Genomic DNA, 15,778 nt, shown 5'->3' on the forward strand with positions numbered 1-15,778 from the left:
GTCTCAGCGCCGAGAAGGTGGCAATAGTGAAGCGAGAGGACCCAAAAGGCCGTCTCGAATGAGAAAGCCATACGTGAAGGCTGGATGTTGGCGTGAGAGATCCGAAAAGGCTGTCTCAGCGCCGAGAAGGTGGCAATAGTGAAGCGAGAGGACCCAAAAGGCCGTCTCGAATGAGAAAGCCATACGTGAAGGCTGGATGTTGGCGTGAGAGATCCGAAAAGGCCGTCTCAGCGCCAAGAAGGTGGCGGTAGCGAAGCGAAACGGCTCAAAAGGCCGTCTTGAGCGAGGAAACCGCACGGGGAAGGAAGAAATGCAGAGCACATGAACCAAGCCTCGCCAGGAGTCATCCCGTATTTCCACGATTAATAAATTTTTTGTTCACAAATATCCAGTATGATGGTGTCATAGATTCTAAGTTCAGGGGAGTGTGCCTTGTGAAAACCGTTTTGGTGGTAGATGACGATTTAAATATTTGCCGCATTACGAAGCTATATTTAGAAAAAAGCGGCTATGCGGTGGTGACCGCAAATGACGGCGAGCAAGCGCTCACGCAGTTCGAAGAGCTGCAGCCCGACTTCATCGTGCTGGATATTATGCTGCCGAAGCGGGACGGCTGGTCCGTATGCCAGAAGATTCGCGCGATGAGCGACGTACCGATTCTGATGCTGACAGCCAGAGCTCACGTGGATGAGCGGATTGAAGGCTTGCAAATGGGCGCAGACGATTACTTGGTCAAGCCTTTTGACCCGAACGAGCTGGTCGCCCGCGTGACCACGATACTCCGTAGAACACTGATTCGAACGGAAGCGGCAGCTCCCTCAAATATGTATGAAGTCGGCAGTCTGCGTGTAGACGCCTTGTCCCACGATGTCACCGTTGAGGGTCAACTGGTCGCTTTGCCCAAAAAAGAGTACGAGCTCCTCCTGTTTTTCGTGCGCAATCCGAATCAAGTATTCACCCGCGAAGATCTCATCGCCAAGATATGGGGATGGGATTTCGAGGGGGAGGACCGTGTTGTTGACTTATACATCAAACGTCTAAGACAGAAGCTAACGGCACATACGGAAAGAAAAGTAGATTGGAACATCCGAACGGTATGGGGGATTGGCTACAAGTTCGAGGGGCCGGAGTCATGCTGAACTCTTTTTATCGCAAGCTATTATTTATTTACATGTCCATTACAGTTGTGTCCATTCTTGCTATTTCAGGGACCATAGGCTATTCCATGAAACAGAAGACGTATGACCGCAGTGAAACGCTCTTGTTGGAAAAAGTTGAACAAGTCGACGAGCTAGCGAAGGAGCTATTCGATGGTTCCACCTTGCTGAAGGATTTCCGTAAGCAAATAAGCGCCATAGAGAAATCGTCCAACGTTCGCGTCGCTCTGATTAAGCATCCAAAAGTAAATGTGGATAAAATCCAGTCTATCGGCGAGTCCCCGGCACGCAAGGAATGGCTGGACAAGGTGCTGGCAGGGAATCAGGTGACGGTACGGAGCAATTTTGCCCAAAATAGTACGGTGAAAATGTTGATTGTCGGTCGCCCTGTCATGTTGGAGAACCGCGTGGTTGGGGCTATTTTTCTATATACACCTATTATGAATATTCAAGGGACAATCAACGATATTAATCGGGCGATCTATGTCTCGGCGGTGTCGGTTGCGCTGCTGGCGATGGCTGTGCTGTACTTTGTCTCGCGGCATTTTGTGAAGCCGATTCAGCTCATGAGTAAGACAGCCGAGGCGCTGGCTTTGGGGGATTTTAGCGGAAGGGTCCCTGTTCGAGGAAAGGACGAGATTGCATCGCTGTCGGGATCGTTGAATCGTATGGCTGGCAAGCTGCAGAAGGTTGAAGAGGGGCGCAAAAGGTTTCTCTCTGAGATTTCACATGAGCTGCGGACACCGCTGACGACGATTCGGGCCTCCCTGCAGGGGATAACGGACGGTGTCGTAGAGCCGGAGGATGCCAAGGAGTTCATTCAAGTGTCTCTCCAAGAGACGCTGCGACTGAGCAGTTTGGTGGATGATTTGATGGAGCTGTCTTCTTTTGAGGAGAAGCAGGTGAAGTTGAGTTTTCAACCTATGGACGTATCCGATGTCATTGCTCATGTGGTCACGCAGCTGAAGATGAAAGCCAAGTCCAAGCAGATCGAACTGAGCTCGGAGGCCGAGATGCCGTATAGGGTGCAAGGGGATGCCGATCGGCTGAGGCAGGTTTTCATCAATTTGCTGGATAACGCGATTAATCATATCCCAGTTGGGTCAGAGGCGGGAATTCGGGTGAAAGCGGTCAGAAATGAGCGCTGGATCGAAGTCTGGGATAACGGTCAGGGGATCGCGCCTGAGAAGCTGCCGCATCTGTTTGATCGCTTCTATAAAGCGGATGAAAGCCGCAATCGCTCCGGCGCCGGTCTCGGATTGACGATCTGTAAACATATCATTGATGCCCATGGAGGCTCCATTCGCGTCGAATCGAAGCTTGGGGCGGGGACGGTTTTTAAAATATTTTTGCCAACTGTACAAGCTTAGCGCCATGACAAACTTATGACATAATTATCCGCTAAGATAGGGTTTGTAAGGTAAACATAACCATAGACCAATCGAGGAGTGATACTTATGTTGAAAAAATTAACAGGATTAGCTTTGGTAGGTGCAATCGCATTAACTGTTCCGGTGGCGGCTTTCGCAGCGGAATCGCAGAGCAGCACATTTCATCCGATCAAGCAATTATTACAGGATAAAGCACAAGCTTTTGGCATATCGACGGACGGTAAAACGAACAAACAGATCAAAGCTGAACTGAAAACGGCAAATACCGCTCAAAACACAGAGCGCTTGAATAAAGCCGCAGCAAAATTGGGTATTAGTACAGAAGGCAAAACTCCAGATCAGCTCAAAGCGGACATCCAAGCAGCCGTTCAGGTAAAATTGCAAGCGAAAGCGACTAAGCTCGGCATTAGCGCGGATGGGAAAACGAATAAAGAGTTGAGAGAGGCGCTGAAAGCGGCAGTACAAACGAAACTGCAAGCGAAAGCGACTAAACTCGGCATTAGCACAGAAGGCAAGACGAATAAAGAGATCAAAGCAGCGTTGAAAGCAGCGGAATTGACTAAACTGCAAGAAAAAGCAACTGCAGCGGGCATTGCAACGGACGGCAAAACAGCGAAAGAGATTCGTGCTGCGCTCAAAGCAGGCAAAGATGCGAAAAAATCCACAGCATTAAATAAAAGAGCTGAGAAACTGGGTATCTCTACGGATGGTAAAACAGCGGATCAAATTTTTGCGGAAGTGGAAAGCGCACTGAAAGCGAAATGGGCTGAAAAAGCAGCGAAATAGGCCACAGGAGAATACTAGCTAGCTAGGGGAACTACAGGGTCTTAATTGAGCCAATTGGGCTCTTTTCAGGGTGAGACGGAACTACAGGGCACTATTTGGCCCAAATAACTCGCATGTAGGCCGAATTTGATCGAATAGCGGAACGTAGTTCCCATCAACTTGAAGAATCACCCGTTTGTTGGAAAATAGAGGACCATAGTTCCTACTCGTTTAATACTCACTCACATAGCCCAGAGGGGCTGTCTCAAAGGTGGTTTCTGACCTTTTGAGGCAGCCTTTTTTAGTTATAGTGGATTTCCGTGGATTCAGCCTCAGGAAAATGAAAGGCGAAGAGCCCCTCCGCTTCCGCTTCAACATCAGCGCGCTCAGCGTCGGATATCTCCCGGAATAACGTGACCGTCAACACGGCCGCTTTTCGTTTATGCATCGCGATAGACCAAATGCCACTGACGAAACCGTCAACAAGCAGCGCGGCGCGTATGATGCCGTTGTCAGTAAACACACGCTGCTTCACCTCCTCCGCCATGATGCGCGAGCGATCATCGTAGGAGAGCAGCATGTTGTCGAACTCCCCCAAGAAGCGAGGGGGAGCAGGGGGGCTAGCGTCCGGCCGCGGCGCCTCCGGCAGGTCGAACAGCTCATTCCCCTGCTCGTCGCGGAAGGTGAGCAGGCTGGGGCGCAGCCGCTCCACGACCTCGCGCAGCCGAGTCAGCCCGGACCACACCTGCATATCCTTCACGGATGCAGGCCCAAATGCCGCCAAGTAGCGCAGCAACATGGCGTCCGCGCTGGCCTCCTCCGCTAGCGCGCAGCCAAGCCACGCCTCCGCGGTGGTATGGGCCGCCTGCCCGGAGGCGCCCCAGATGCCTCGCGGAGGCACCTGAACCAGCGGCAAGCGGCAGCGCACCGCTTGCGCCAAGGCCGTGGCGTCGCGCTGCGGCCACTGGGCTTCGAGGCGCTTGCCGAGCTCACCTAGCGTGAGCGGCTGCGCCTCGAGCAGCGCTCGCCCGGCCGCGGCGAGCGCATCCAGGTCTAGTTCGGCAAGCTTCTTGCCGAACGCGCCTTGCAAGCCGCGATCCTGCACGGCTTGCAGGATCGGGCGCAGCGTCACGCAGTCGTCTGCCGTGACGAGGTGGATCGTCGAGCGCATCATGGCGATGCGCACGATGCTTCGATCTAGGATGAGCTGCGACAGCTGCTCATGGTGAAAGCTTTGCAGGCGGGTCCACAACCCCACGTAGGGTGGGTTGGGGGCTTGTGCCTGCAGCCCGACTAGGTGCCGGACTGCCGCGAGGACGGGCATGTCCGATCGCCGCAGCAGGAACTGCCGGGCCAGGAGGGCTCGGTTGAGGTCGCGGCGGCTGAGGATTTTATCCGTATGATCAGTCATGTGAAGGCCCCCTATAGCGTTAACTTATTTGTATATAATTGTAAATTATTTGTATAATAGATACAACGCGAGAAGGAGACATGTTGTTTATGCATTTATTTGTGGCTATTTTCATTATTTGGGCGTCGTATCGATGGGGCGATTGGCGGAACTGGCAGAAGTATCAACCTACGATGATGTACTTCGCTATAGGTAATTTATTATACAATTATTTATGCGCTGAGCGTATGCTCTGGACGTTGACTCCGGACTGGTTCGGGGATACAAGTCTGACGGAATTGTTATATACCTTTATCATTTTCCCGGCTACAGCTTTGCTGTTTCTGACGAATTACCCGCAAGGCCGGCTGAAGGTCTTTTTTCACTATGTCCAGTGGGTGTTGATCTATGGCGGGGTAGAGTACATGTACTCTCTGACGGGTCGAATTGAGTACCAATACGGTTGGTCCTTAGGATGGTCGATCATTTTTAATATCATCATGTTTCCTATGCTCAAACTGTTTTCTGTAAAACCGCTGTTAGCGTATGGTTTTTCTGCGTTGTTGACGGTGTTTTGGATGAAAATGTTTTATGTTTCGTTTTAGAAGCCTTAGTTGTTCTAAACCATAAAAAAGGCTAGAAGCCACCTGAGGTGATTTCTAGCCTTTTTTGTAACCTCTAACGCATATCCTGCTTCATACGAGGCTGTTTCCTGACGAACTTGCTGTTGGGCCGAGGGGTTGCGCACAGCTCTTCCACGTATTGATCAAACGTCTCTGCGAGCACTTCATACTGGAACTCTATCTTCGCACGTTTATAGCCATCTGTTACTAAACGCTCTCTAATCGCCTGATCTTTTGCCAAAAGGACGATACTCTCTACAATTTCGGCATGTGAATCTGGATCAACGAGCAGCCCCGTCACCCCATCAAGCACCGCTTCCAAAGCCCCGCCGGACCTTCCGGCTATAACAGGCACTCCTGCCGAGGCTGCTTCCAAGTAGACGATTCCGAACCCTTCGGCATCCCCCTTCTCCAGCTCTCGGCACACCATAATAAACTGGTTTGCCAAACTGTAATACTCATTCATAATTTCACTTCCACGGATACTGCCAATGAACTTAACCGCATCCGCAACACCGTTCACCCGTACAAGCTGTTCGAGTCGTGCACGGTCGGGACCATCCCCGATAATCACATACACAGCATTGGGAATCTGCTTGAGGATTTCGGGCATGGCCTCAATGACGCGGTCCTGTCCTTTCCTCTCGACAAGTCGGCCCACAGATAAAATGACGTACTTATCTTCAAGTCCATGCCGCCCTATCAACTCTACATTTGCAGGACTCTGATCAAACTCGGCCTCCACGCCAGGATGCACAAGACTAATACGAGAAGGATTGACTCCATAACTTTCTACCAGTTTTTGGGTAAAAATACTATTGGTCAGTACACCGTCGGCATGAACTAATATTAGCTTGACGATCTGATTTAAGCCGAAGAACCGACGAAACATCAGCATATCCATGCCATGCGTGGAAATCACATAACGGCGCTTTCCGAATACTCGAAACAGCAGACCGATGAAACCGATAAGCACATATCCGTAGACGGTAACATCAGGTTCTTCCACCACCATCATTTTTCTCACATGACGGAAAAGTCGCCCCCAGCTCAAAATGTGTGCGCGCTCATTGCGCATGAATGCCCCACGCACTGTCCGAAAGGATTGTTTGCCATCGAAGGCTTCACTGCCCGGATACTCAGGAGCAAGAACGGTAATATCATGTTTCGTATGCTTGGAAAGGTTATAGTAATAACTTTGCATGCCACCAATTCCAGGAGGGAAAACACCAGCAACAAGTACGACTTTTTTACGATTCATAGCTTCTCACCTTTCGAGCTAGTCTGTAGGCCATTTGAATTAAGGTCCAGAATGTAATTTCAGCCATCATGTTCCATAACCGTGCTATGATCGAAATGTGCAATGCGGCCTCCGCACCTAGTTTATGCGATAAAAAGTAAACCAAGAAGCCCTCTCTAACACCAAGCCCACCGGGAAGCGGACTCAACAATCCGAGCAGCCAAGAGGTGGCGAAAGTACCAGCCGCATAGAAAACGCTAATTTGGCCGGCTCCGAAGCTGTTTGACAACATCCAGAAAGCGACCCCCATCACGAAATGGCTGCCTAGAAAACAAATAAAATAACCGAAAAATTGTTTGCGAGACAAGGTGGCTCCCGAACTTTTATTCGATGGGGAGTAGGCTGAATTAGTCATTCGCTGTAGCAGCCTTAGGAGCAACTTCCACCCAGAGACTTGGACGAATACTCGGCCTATCCAAGTTGTTATATTCGAATAATATATAAATACCGTGCCCGCAATAGCAGCAATGAATATGGAAATAGGAACTGACACAACGTCAAGGCTAAAAGCAAGTAGAAGGGCATACGAAAGCGCCGCGGACACCAAGAGAACGTTTTCGTAAACAATAGCTGCTAACTGTGCAGCAAGCGATACACCTGCCCTAGTCGCGAGTACGATGCGGCCCGCATAGTTCCAGAAGCCGCCAGGTATGTACTTAGCGAATTGCGAGTTAATAAAAATAAGCAAACCTGATAATAAATCTAGACTTGTATGATTGCTGGTTTTTGCTCCAACGGTATTAACAATGAGCACCCAGATACCCGCTTGCAGCATTAAAAATACGGTGAAAAGGACCATAGACACATAAAAACGGTAATCTGCATCCATCAGATAGGTTACCAAGTCCGCGGGCTTTAGCGCTAAGCTTCTATTGGCGAAATACAAAATGACCACCACGAGTAAGACTTTCAGCATCAAAGGAAACCATTTCCGTAGCACCTCCTGGCTTCACCGTCCCTTAAAATAACTTAATATGATTATATCATTATTAATTTATAATCATTTTTAATTTATGGAAAATCACCTCATTTGAAAGTTTCGATTTATAAATATATGCCGATAAAATATAGTAGGAGTAATAACTTTTTAAAGAGTGGTGGAGATATGATAGCAATCGGGCTTGCTGGTTGGGGAGACCATGACGAATTATATAAAACTGGAGTCAGACCGCAAGAAAAGCTAAAAGAATACAATAAATATTTTTCAGTTGTTGAGGTAGATAGCTCGTATTACGCCATTCATAAAGACAGTTTATATCATAGGTGGGTTTCAGACACTTCAAATAACTTTTCATTTTTGATAAAAGCTTATCAGGGCATGACCGGACATACGCGGCAGCATTATTCCGATGCAGAAACAGAAGAAATGTTTCGGAATTTTATTGAATCTATACAGCCGGTTATTGAAGCTAGTAAATTAAAAGCAGTTCTTTTCCAGTACCCTCCTTGGTTTGATTGCAATCGTGAGAATGTTAAACTGTTGCGATTAACAAAGGAAAGAATGGGTGATATTCCAGTAGCCCTTGAATTTCGTCATCAAAGTTGGTTTAGTGCTGAAATGGCAGATAAAACAATCTCCTATATGGTTGAAGAAGGCTGGATTCATAGTATCTGCGATGAGCCTCAAGTATTTCCTGGATCGATTCCGATCGTTTTAAGACCAACCAATGAAGCATTAACCATTGTTCGTTTTCATGGCAGAAATACTTCTGGTTGGACATCGAGCGGAACTACGAATTGGCGAGAAGTGCGATACCTCTATCGCTACAAGGAAGATGAATTGCTTGAGTGGAAAGAGTATCTGGTGAAGCTCGAGAAAGAATCAGACGAGGTTTGTGTGATTTTTAACAACAATTCTGGCGGGGATGCTGCTTCTAATGCTTTGCAAATGATGAATCTTTTGGGTATGGAGCAAAAAGAGTTGCCATCGCCACCTCAGCAAATGGATATGTTTGATTGAAGCTTTTAAATCTTCGCAAAATAAGAGGTCACCGGAGCTTTCTGGTGACCTCTTATTTTATTTGGCCCAACTAGGATTTGTTGGGTTCTTTTGCGCGTATTTCATTGATCGAGAGATTAAATTTTCTTAATAATTGTGCGAATGTTTGGCATTCGTCATCTGACCACTCTTTTAACACTTCTTTGAGTCTGACCGATCTTGCCTTTTTATACTCATCTAATTCATGTTTGCCCAAATCCGTTATTTGTAAGGTGTATGCTCTTCGGTCTTGTGGATCAGGGATTCTGTACACGTATTCTTTCTGTTCTAATGAAGCTGCTTGTCTACTGACAGTGGAGATGTCCAATTGGAATATATCCGCTAAGGCTTTTACGCCAGCGCAGCCATGAGCCGATATTTGGTGCAGCAAAAGATAAGCCGATCGATCGATATTTCCGAATTTTTTGTCAGATGACAAGGATGTGAGGCGCCGAACAAATATGGCCATTTCAAGTTCTATGATTTCCAATGCATCTATTTTCATACTGCTTCACCTCATTAGCTATATGACCTATGGTAACATACCCCACTCTAATTTTGAATCTGACATGAGGGTAGATTTGGATTGTTGACAACCACTTTTAAAGTTGTATAATACAACAATGTAGTTTGATGATACAACTTGTTTTTGAGGGAGTCAATGTCGGCTCTTCAAATTTATTTGTACGAAATGAGGTGTGTGGATGTATCTGGAGACGAACATTGCTAGACTTTTGAGGCAATTGACGAGATACCATAAAGATTCATTAGCTAGAAGGATTCATTGTTTGGGTTTAACACCTCCCCAATTCATGACGTTGCATCAAATTAAGAGGGAGCCGAAGACGATCGGGCAGATTGTCGACGCCGTTGATTTATCATACAGTACCGTCTCGGGAATCATTGATCGGCTTGAACGCGATGGTTGGATTGAACGTGTGAAAGACGAAGTAGATCGCCGCGTGACTTGGATTTATATGTCAGAGAAAAAGCTGGCAAGGTTTGAAGAAAATTCCTTATTTCAAGAAAGCAATTATTCTAAATTTTTAAATGGATTCTCAGAAGAAGAATTAGTAACCATTTATCATTCTTTCGATTTGATTACAAGACATCTGGAAAAGAAGGTTGAGGAGAAATTATGAAGCGTAAAGTAATGTTGTATATCATATTGACAGCTTTGGTCATCGTCGGTGGAGGAATCGGCGGTTATTTTTGGTATGAAGGCCAAAACTATCTTTCAACGGATGATTCCAGACTTGCCGGAGACATCTACAAAGTAATGCCGCGAATTACCGGAAAAGTGACTTCGCTGCAGGTTAATGAAGGGGATCATGTTCTGGCTGATCAGATTATTGGGCAGCAAGACAACAATAATTTGCCCACAAGCAGCCTTGATCAAGCGGCACTGCGGTCACCAATTGAAGGAACTGTCATTAAAACACTGGTTAAAGCCGGAGAAGTCTCCTCACCGGGGCAAACCGTAGCGATGGTTGTAGATACGAACAAATTGTATGTATCTGCTAATGTCGAGGAAACAGAGATCCATAAGGTCAAGGAAGGCGAAGTCGTAGAAATCAATTTGGATAATATTCCAGGCAAAGTGCTGCTAGGCAAAGTGAAAGAGATTAGTAAGGCCACTGCGTCGACCTTTTCGCTGCTTCCTTCTACCAATACCAGCGGGAATTTTACGAAAGTAACCCAACGTATCCCTATCAAAATCTCGATCGATGATAATCAAGGGCTTGATTTATCACCCGGAATTAGTACTTCGATCAAAATTCATTTGAAGGGCAACTAAAAGAAGAGGAGTTAGTCGACGATGAGTAAAAGAAATCAATTAATCGTTCCAGCGATTCTCATATTTGCGGCCATTGCAATCCTTCCTGGATGTGGCGCCAAAGTTTCAGGACAAGTGGATTCTACAGCCGTTCCGATCCAAGTTATCAAAGTGGGACAACCTGCATCTGCAGGCTTAAGCGGGAAAGTTATTCCCGATCAGGATATTAAAATAGTATCCAAAGTGGCTGGTAAAGTTGCCAGCGTAAATGTACAAGAAGGCAGTAAAGTCAAACAAGGCGATGTGCTGGTTCAACTGGAAACAAGTGATCTGACGCAACAAGTGAAGCAAGCTGAATCTGGTCTTCTTGCGGCGCAAGCGAAACTTGTGGATACGAAAGCCGGTGCCCGTTCCCAGGAAATTCAGGGACTGCAAAGCGCCGTCAACGCAGCTCAAGGGGCGTATCAACAAGCTACCGCGGCTATGGAGCAAGCCAAAGCAGGATTAGACCTGGCTACAAGCACTTATAATCGTTTAAGAAATGCATACGACAGCAATTCCGGTGTGACTCAAGAGGATTTGGATAAAGGAACACTTGATTATGAGAAGGCGAAAGCAGGCTCTGAACAAGCACAGGGTGCGCAAAAAGCGGCCCAAGCCCAGCTGCAAGGAGCAGAGGCTAAGCTGCAGTTGGCCAAAGTCGGGCCAACGGATAACACCATTTCAGCGCTTCAAGCGGATGTTGATCGTTTGAATGCAGGATTAGAGCTTGCTAACAGCGGATTGAGCAATGCCACGATTACGGCGCCAATAGATGGACTTATTGTTAAAAAAGGCATTTCGGTGGGTGAACTTGCTCAACCTGGTGTGCAGATCCTCTCTCTTGTGAATATGGATCAAGTTCAGGTGGAACTTAGCGTATCCGATAGCCAAATCACGCAAGTGAAGGCGGGCATGCAGGTCGACGTTACGATTCAAAACTTGCCGAATCAAACTTTTAAAGGTGAGATATCTTTCGTAAGCCCAGTTGCTAATGCAAACAGCAATACCTTCCCTGTCAAAGTGAAGGTTGACAATAAAGATGGTTTACTATTTGCAGGCATGGTGGCAGAAGTTAAACTGAACGCAGCTCAGGAGAGCCGTTTGGAAGTTCCGAAAAGCGCCGTTATTAAAAAAGATCAAAAAGACTATTTGTTCACAGTAAACGACAATACAGCCCACCTCGTTGAAGTAAAAACGGAGGAGAAAAACCAGGATTGGTTGTACGTGCTGCCTACCGATAAACTAAAAGCTAATGAACAAATTGTCGTGAATCCTGCAGATAAGGTTGTTGAAGGTACGAAGGTAAAAGCCGAATAGGAGGCGCAGCTATGGCCGATGCATCGGCAGTTAAACAACAAGAATCAGAAGGCTCCGGCAAAATGTGGCTGTCGCTTATCGCCATCGTCATGGGTACCTTCGTTGCCGTTTTGAACAGCAGCTTAATGAATGTAGCCATGAACAAATTCGTTGCTGTATTTGGCTCCGATATCAATACGATGCAGTGGGTCATTACGGGATATACCTTGGCATCTGCGATGGTTATTCCGATGAGCGGCTTTCTGGGTGCCAAATTCGGAAATAAAAATATATTTATCTACTCTGTAGCCGGGTTTACCTTGTTTTCCGTGGTTTGCGGTTTGGCTTGGAGCTCTAGTACGATGATCTTGTTCCGGATCATACAAGGATTTGCCGGTGGATTTATTATGCCAATCGGGATGTCAATTATTTATACCACGTTTCCCCGTGAGAAAACCGGTACGGCCATTGGCTTGTGGGGGGTAGCAGCAATGTGTGCTCCAGCACTCGGGCCGACGTTTGGTGGATATCTCATCCAGAATTACAGCTGGAGATTACTCTTTTTCATTAATGTACCTATTGGGATTCTTGCCGTCATACTTGGAAAGGTCCTGCTGAAAGAATCTCCGAGAAGACAAGGATTGAAATTCGACTTAACCGGGGCCATTCTGTCCATGCTCTTCTTCGGAAGTTTGCTTTTGGCGCTAAGTAAAGGGCAGCAGCAAGGATGGACTTCTTTATTCATCATTAGTTTGCTGTTTATTGCGTTCTTCAGCTTGCTGCTGCTGATCTGGGTGGAGCTCGGAGTCGAGCAGCCAGTGCTTGACTTGAAGCTTTTTAAAAATTTAAAATTTGCCATTAGTGTCATTGCGGGGAGCTTGGTCATGATGGGGATGATGGGCGGCACGTTCTTGACTCCGTTATATTTGCAAAATATTCAGGGGCTCTCCGCGATGCAGACCGGCCTTGTGATGATGCCTCAGTCCATTGCGATGGCACTAATGATGCCGATCAGTGGAAAACTGGCGGATAAATTCGGGATTGTCCCCTTGTGTATCACGGGTCTCACCATCCTGGGTGTCACTACACTCGATCTGCACCATCTCACGACGGATACGCCTAACCATTGGTTAAATACCATATTAACGATCCGCGGTATTGGAATCGGGCTTTGTATGATGCCACTGACCACTGCGGGAATGCGTGCGGTATCTCCACAGCAGGTCGGCAACGCCTCGCCGCTATCCAACGTAGTTCGTCAGGTTGCTGGTTCCCTAGGGATTGCCATGTTTACGGCGCTTATGAGCAACCGTCAAATTACTCACTATCAACACATCAGCGATAGTGTACCGGTTGATTCAGTTACAGCAAATAGTACGATATCCATGCTTTCAGGCTCGATTTATTCCTGGTCGGTGGATATGACAACAGCCTCAGGAACTGCGGCTACTTATCTAGCTGGGTTTATGCAAAAAGAGTCATTGGTCAGGTCAATCGCTGACACTTTCTATATTTCTGCGATTCCTGCTTTCATATGTATTCCTTTCGTCCTTTTCTTTATCCAAAGAAAAAAAGCGCCAACCGAAGTTAAAAAGTAATTGATATCTATCCTATTTCAACATCTAGCTTTTGAGAGGAGTACAAAATGAAGAAAAATTTATCCGTTATCGTGAGCACAGCTATGGCCCTTACTTTGTTTTCATCTGTAGCTCTAGGTGCGACTGCCCCTAAATCCTCTGCGGATTTCAGTGATTTAAATCAGCTTGATGCGGGGACCAAATCGAAGTTTGATGCGATGATTTCCGCAGGTATCTTTGATGGAGTAAGTAATGGCGTTTTTGGCCTTCATGATAAAATGAACCGTGCGCAATTCGCCAAAGTGGCAGCTCTAATCTTCGGATTGAAGGTAGATTCTTCTTTACAGGTATCTAGTTTCAGCGATGTGAGCCCTACAGATCCGGCTAACGGCTATGCCCTGCCTTACATCGAAGCGCTGAAAGCTGCTAACCTTACCGAGGGCTTCGGTCAAGGCACATACAACCCAGCAGGTGAAGTTACAAAAGAACAGCTAGCCGCATTCCTAATTCGGGGACTGAACAAGGATGCTGAAGCTAAAGGGACTGCAGCGGTAAATGATAGCACTGTTTCGAGTTGGGCCAAAGGCTATGCGGCTTTGGCTATTCAATTGAACTTGTTAGGGAACCAGGCTGACGGTACATTCGGGGGAATCCAACCTGCGACGCGCGATCTGTTGGTTACTTCTTCTTATGCAGCGAAGCAGCAATTTGCAGCTAACGGGGGGAATTCGTCCTCCGGCCAGCATACAGAAATCCATGCTGAGGATTTGAAAGCTTACAGTCTCCCAGGTGGTTCACAGGCTCAAGTCAAGAGTGTCCTGCAGGAAAAAACAACAGATGGTTGGAGAGTCGGAACTGTCGTTAAGCTGACCAATTCGTCCAATTCGACGATACGGATTCCCGATTATGAACTCCGTGTCAAAACGGCAGACGGCACGGACTATACGCTATTGCCAAGCGCAAGCAATGCTCGTTCGATTTTGCCGCAGAGCGATGTGACGCTTAGCTATATGACCGATATCAATGTAAAGTCGGACGTGAATTTGACAGATATCCTTTGGATCGATGTGAATCAAAAAGTATATCCTAAGCAGGAGACGCTGCTTGCAGATTCTCCCGTTAATTCGATTGTATGGCGCGGTAATGATGCTGTCATTAAGGACTCTGCTCTCTTGGGAGGGTGGGGAGCCACCTTCACCATTCCAGGTGTGACTTCATCTCTGAAATATTCCGCTACGAGTTTGTCCAAGCAGTTCACTGGGCAATCACCAACCTATATCGTACAGGTTAAAGTCCAGAATGCAGGTAGTTATGCAGAAACCGTTCCAGACTTTACGCTCAGCGGGAAATCGGATGGGCAATCTTTTATTGGTAAAAGAGTTGAAGAATCCCCGATAAGTCTCAATGCCGGCGAGCAGAAATATATTCATTTTGCGATTACCGCGGATACGAATGCGAAGTTGAATGCTTTCTATGTTCTTACGCCTGAAAGCTTCTTGAAACAAGGCCAGACAACACCGATTCAATATTACACAGGTCGCATCGGATTCGGACTTCCAGCTAATGGAGGAACAGATACAAGCACAGTCCCATCTGGAGGCAATTATACCTTTGGTACACCGATGGTATTCGAGCAAGGCAATGAGTTCATCAATCCCAATCTGGCTGTCTCACTGGAAGAATTGCATGTAACGAATAACGAAGAAACCGGAAATAAAACGGGCCTTGCTAAGTTCAAACTGATCAATAAAGGCGATAAGCCAATTCCAGTACCGGCTTTTGCCGCGGAATTAGCAGGGAAAGATGGCCACACCTACACAGGAAGCCGTCAAACCATGGGCACTTCGGATATTGCTCCCGGAACAGGAGTCGTAGTTAGCTATGGCTATACCATTCCATCGACTGACCAAAGTGAACAGTATATATTGAATGTGCAGGGAGTCCTGTCAGGGGCCGCACAAGGACAATCGGCTAATGGTTCTTCTACTTATAAATCTACGATTGCCAGCTATACTGTCAGCACGCAAAGCGATAATGATCATAACAATATATCTTTATATCCATTCAAGTTGAACATCAAAAGCTGGACATTATCTCAACTGACTATGACGACTCCGGCCATATCTTATATGTATAAATTAAGTTTAGATATGGACATTACACGTGATCCTGAAGTCCTTGTAGATAATAACTTCTCCAAATTGAAATTTGAATTGGTTGATGGTACTGGAAGTTCATTGGGCTCGAGTTCCTTCCCTTTCACCGGAACAAATCGTTTGGTGAGCGGTACTCAATCGCTGAGCTTCAGCAACTTGTCCCAAGACCAAATTAAAAATAATGTGTCCATCAGAGTCTACGAATTGGTGACTACACCAAATGGTGAAGTAGAGAGATTCATTGCAGAGTTGAAATAACACTTCCAAGCAATATATAAAAAAGGAGCCCGCAAACTTTGCGCGGCTCCTTTTTCGATATGTGCCTA

The 15,778-nt window shown here is 46.8% G+C and carries 14 protein-coding genes; 10 read left to right on the forward strand and 4 right to left on the reverse strand.

The features are described 5' to 3' along the window. Positions 1-434 precede the first annotated feature (434 nt). The 3 genes from AC58UW_RS25115 (at position 435) to AC58UW_RS25125 (ending at position 3,334) form a co-directional block, all read left to right on the forward strand. Positions 435-1,139, forward strand: coding sequence for a response regulator transcription factor (locus AC58UW_RS25115; RefSeq protein WP_497423307.1), 705 nt, complete (start codon positions 435-437; stop codon positions 1,137-1,139). Further along, positions 1,133-2,527: a sensor histidine kinase gene (locus AC58UW_RS25120; protein ID WP_497423308.1), complete on the forward strand. Its 1,395-nt coding sequence runs from the start codon at positions 1,133-1,135 to the stop codon at positions 2,525-2,527. Before AC58UW_RS25115 ends, AC58UW_RS25120 begins: the two co-directional genes overlap by 7 nt. Positions 2,528-2,614: 87 nt before the next feature. Next, positions 2,615-3,334: a hypothetical protein gene (locus AC58UW_RS25125; protein ID WP_497423309.1), complete on the forward strand. Its 720-nt coding sequence runs from the start codon at positions 2,615-2,617 to the stop codon at positions 3,332-3,334. Between the two features lie 280 nt (positions 3,335-3,614). Here AC58UW_RS25125 and AC58UW_RS25130 read toward each other — a convergent pair whose 3' ends face one another. Further along, positions 3,615-4,724 (reverse strand): winged helix DNA-binding domain-containing protein, encoded by a 1,110-nt coding sequence (locus AC58UW_RS25130; RefSeq protein WP_497423310.1) that lies wholly within the window; start codon positions 4,722-4,724, stop codon positions 3,615-3,617. A gap of 89 nt (positions 4,725-4,813) precedes the next feature. On the opposite strand from AC58UW_RS25130, the gene AC58UW_RS25135 reads away from it, so the two are divergent. Continuing rightward, positions 4,814-5,308 carry a CBO0543 family protein gene (locus AC58UW_RS25135; protein ID WP_497423311.1) on the forward strand — a complete coding sequence of 165 codons (495 nt, stop codon included), beginning with the start codon at positions 4,814-4,816 and terminating at the stop codon, positions 5,306-5,308. 73 nt (positions 5,309-5,381) lie between these two features. Here AC58UW_RS25135 and AC58UW_RS25140 read toward each other — a convergent pair whose 3' ends face one another. After that, positions 5,382-6,587, reverse strand: a complete 1,206-nt coding sequence (locus AC58UW_RS25140) for a glycosyltransferase family 4 protein (protein ID WP_497423312.1) — start codon at positions 6,585-6,587, stop codon at positions 5,382-5,384. Beyond that, positions 6,577-7,542 carry a lysylphosphatidylglycerol synthase domain-containing protein gene (locus AC58UW_RS25145; RefSeq protein ID WP_497423313.1) on the reverse strand — a complete coding sequence of 322 codons (966 nt, stop codon included), beginning with the start codon at positions 7,540-7,542 and terminating at the stop codon, positions 6,577-6,579. The genes AC58UW_RS25140 and AC58UW_RS25145 overlap by 11 nt, the downstream gene beginning before the upstream one ends. A 189-nt stretch (positions 7,543-7,731) precedes the next feature. Between AC58UW_RS25145 and AC58UW_RS25150 the strand changes: the two genes are divergently transcribed. Continuing rightward, positions 7,732-8,586: a DUF72 domain-containing protein gene (locus AC58UW_RS25150; RefSeq protein ID WP_497423314.1), complete on the forward strand. Its 855-nt coding sequence runs from the start codon at positions 7,732-7,734 to the stop codon at positions 8,584-8,586. Positions 8,587-8,656: 70 nt separating this feature from the next. Here the strand turns inward: AC58UW_RS25150 and AC58UW_RS25155 are convergent, their stop codons facing one another. After that, positions 8,657-9,109: a MarR family winged helix-turn-helix transcriptional regulator gene (locus tag AC58UW_RS25155; RefSeq protein ID WP_497423315.1), complete on the reverse strand. Its 453-nt coding sequence runs from the start codon at positions 9,107-9,109 to the stop codon at positions 8,657-8,659. A 199-nt stretch (positions 9,110-9,308) separates the two neighbouring features. On the opposite strand from AC58UW_RS25155, the gene AC58UW_RS25160 reads away from it, so the two are divergent. Genes AC58UW_RS25160 through AC58UW_RS25180 form a run of 5 tightly spaced genes read left to right on the forward strand, consistent with a single transcriptional unit; the run spans position 9,309 to position 15,710 of the window. Next, the gene (locus AC58UW_RS25160; RefSeq protein WP_497423316.1) at positions 9,309-9,746 is read left to right on the forward strand and encodes a MarR family winged helix-turn-helix transcriptional regulator; all 438 of its coding nucleotides are present in this window, start codon (positions 9,309-9,311) and stop codon (positions 9,744-9,746) included. Then, complete coding sequence (locus AC58UW_RS25165) at positions 9,743-10,402, forward strand: HlyD family secretion protein (protein ID WP_497423317.1); 660 nt, start codon at positions 9,743-9,745, stop codon at positions 10,400-10,402. Before AC58UW_RS25160 ends, AC58UW_RS25165 begins: the two co-directional genes overlap by 4 nt. A gap of 21 nt (positions 10,403-10,423) precedes the next feature. Beyond that, positions 10,424-11,740 carry an efflux RND transporter periplasmic adaptor subunit gene (locus AC58UW_RS25170; RefSeq protein ID WP_497423318.1) on the forward strand — a complete coding sequence of 439 codons (1,317 nt, stop codon included), beginning with the start codon at positions 10,424-10,426 and terminating at the stop codon, positions 11,738-11,740. 11 nt (positions 11,741-11,751) lie between these two features. Next, on the forward strand, positions 11,752-13,317 hold the full coding sequence (locus tag AC58UW_RS25175) for a DHA2 family efflux MFS transporter permease subunit (RefSeq protein ID WP_497423319.1): 1,566 nt from the start codon (positions 11,752-11,754) through the stop codon (positions 13,315-13,317). A 47-nt stretch (positions 13,318-13,364) separates the two neighbouring features. Then, complete coding sequence (locus AC58UW_RS25180; protein ID WP_497423320.1) at positions 13,365-15,710, forward strand: S-layer homology domain-containing protein; 2,346 nt, start codon at positions 13,365-13,367, stop codon at positions 15,708-15,710. Positions 15,711-15,778: the final 68 nt, after the last annotated feature.

Source organism: Paenibacillus sp. J22R160, from assembly GCF_059692135.1.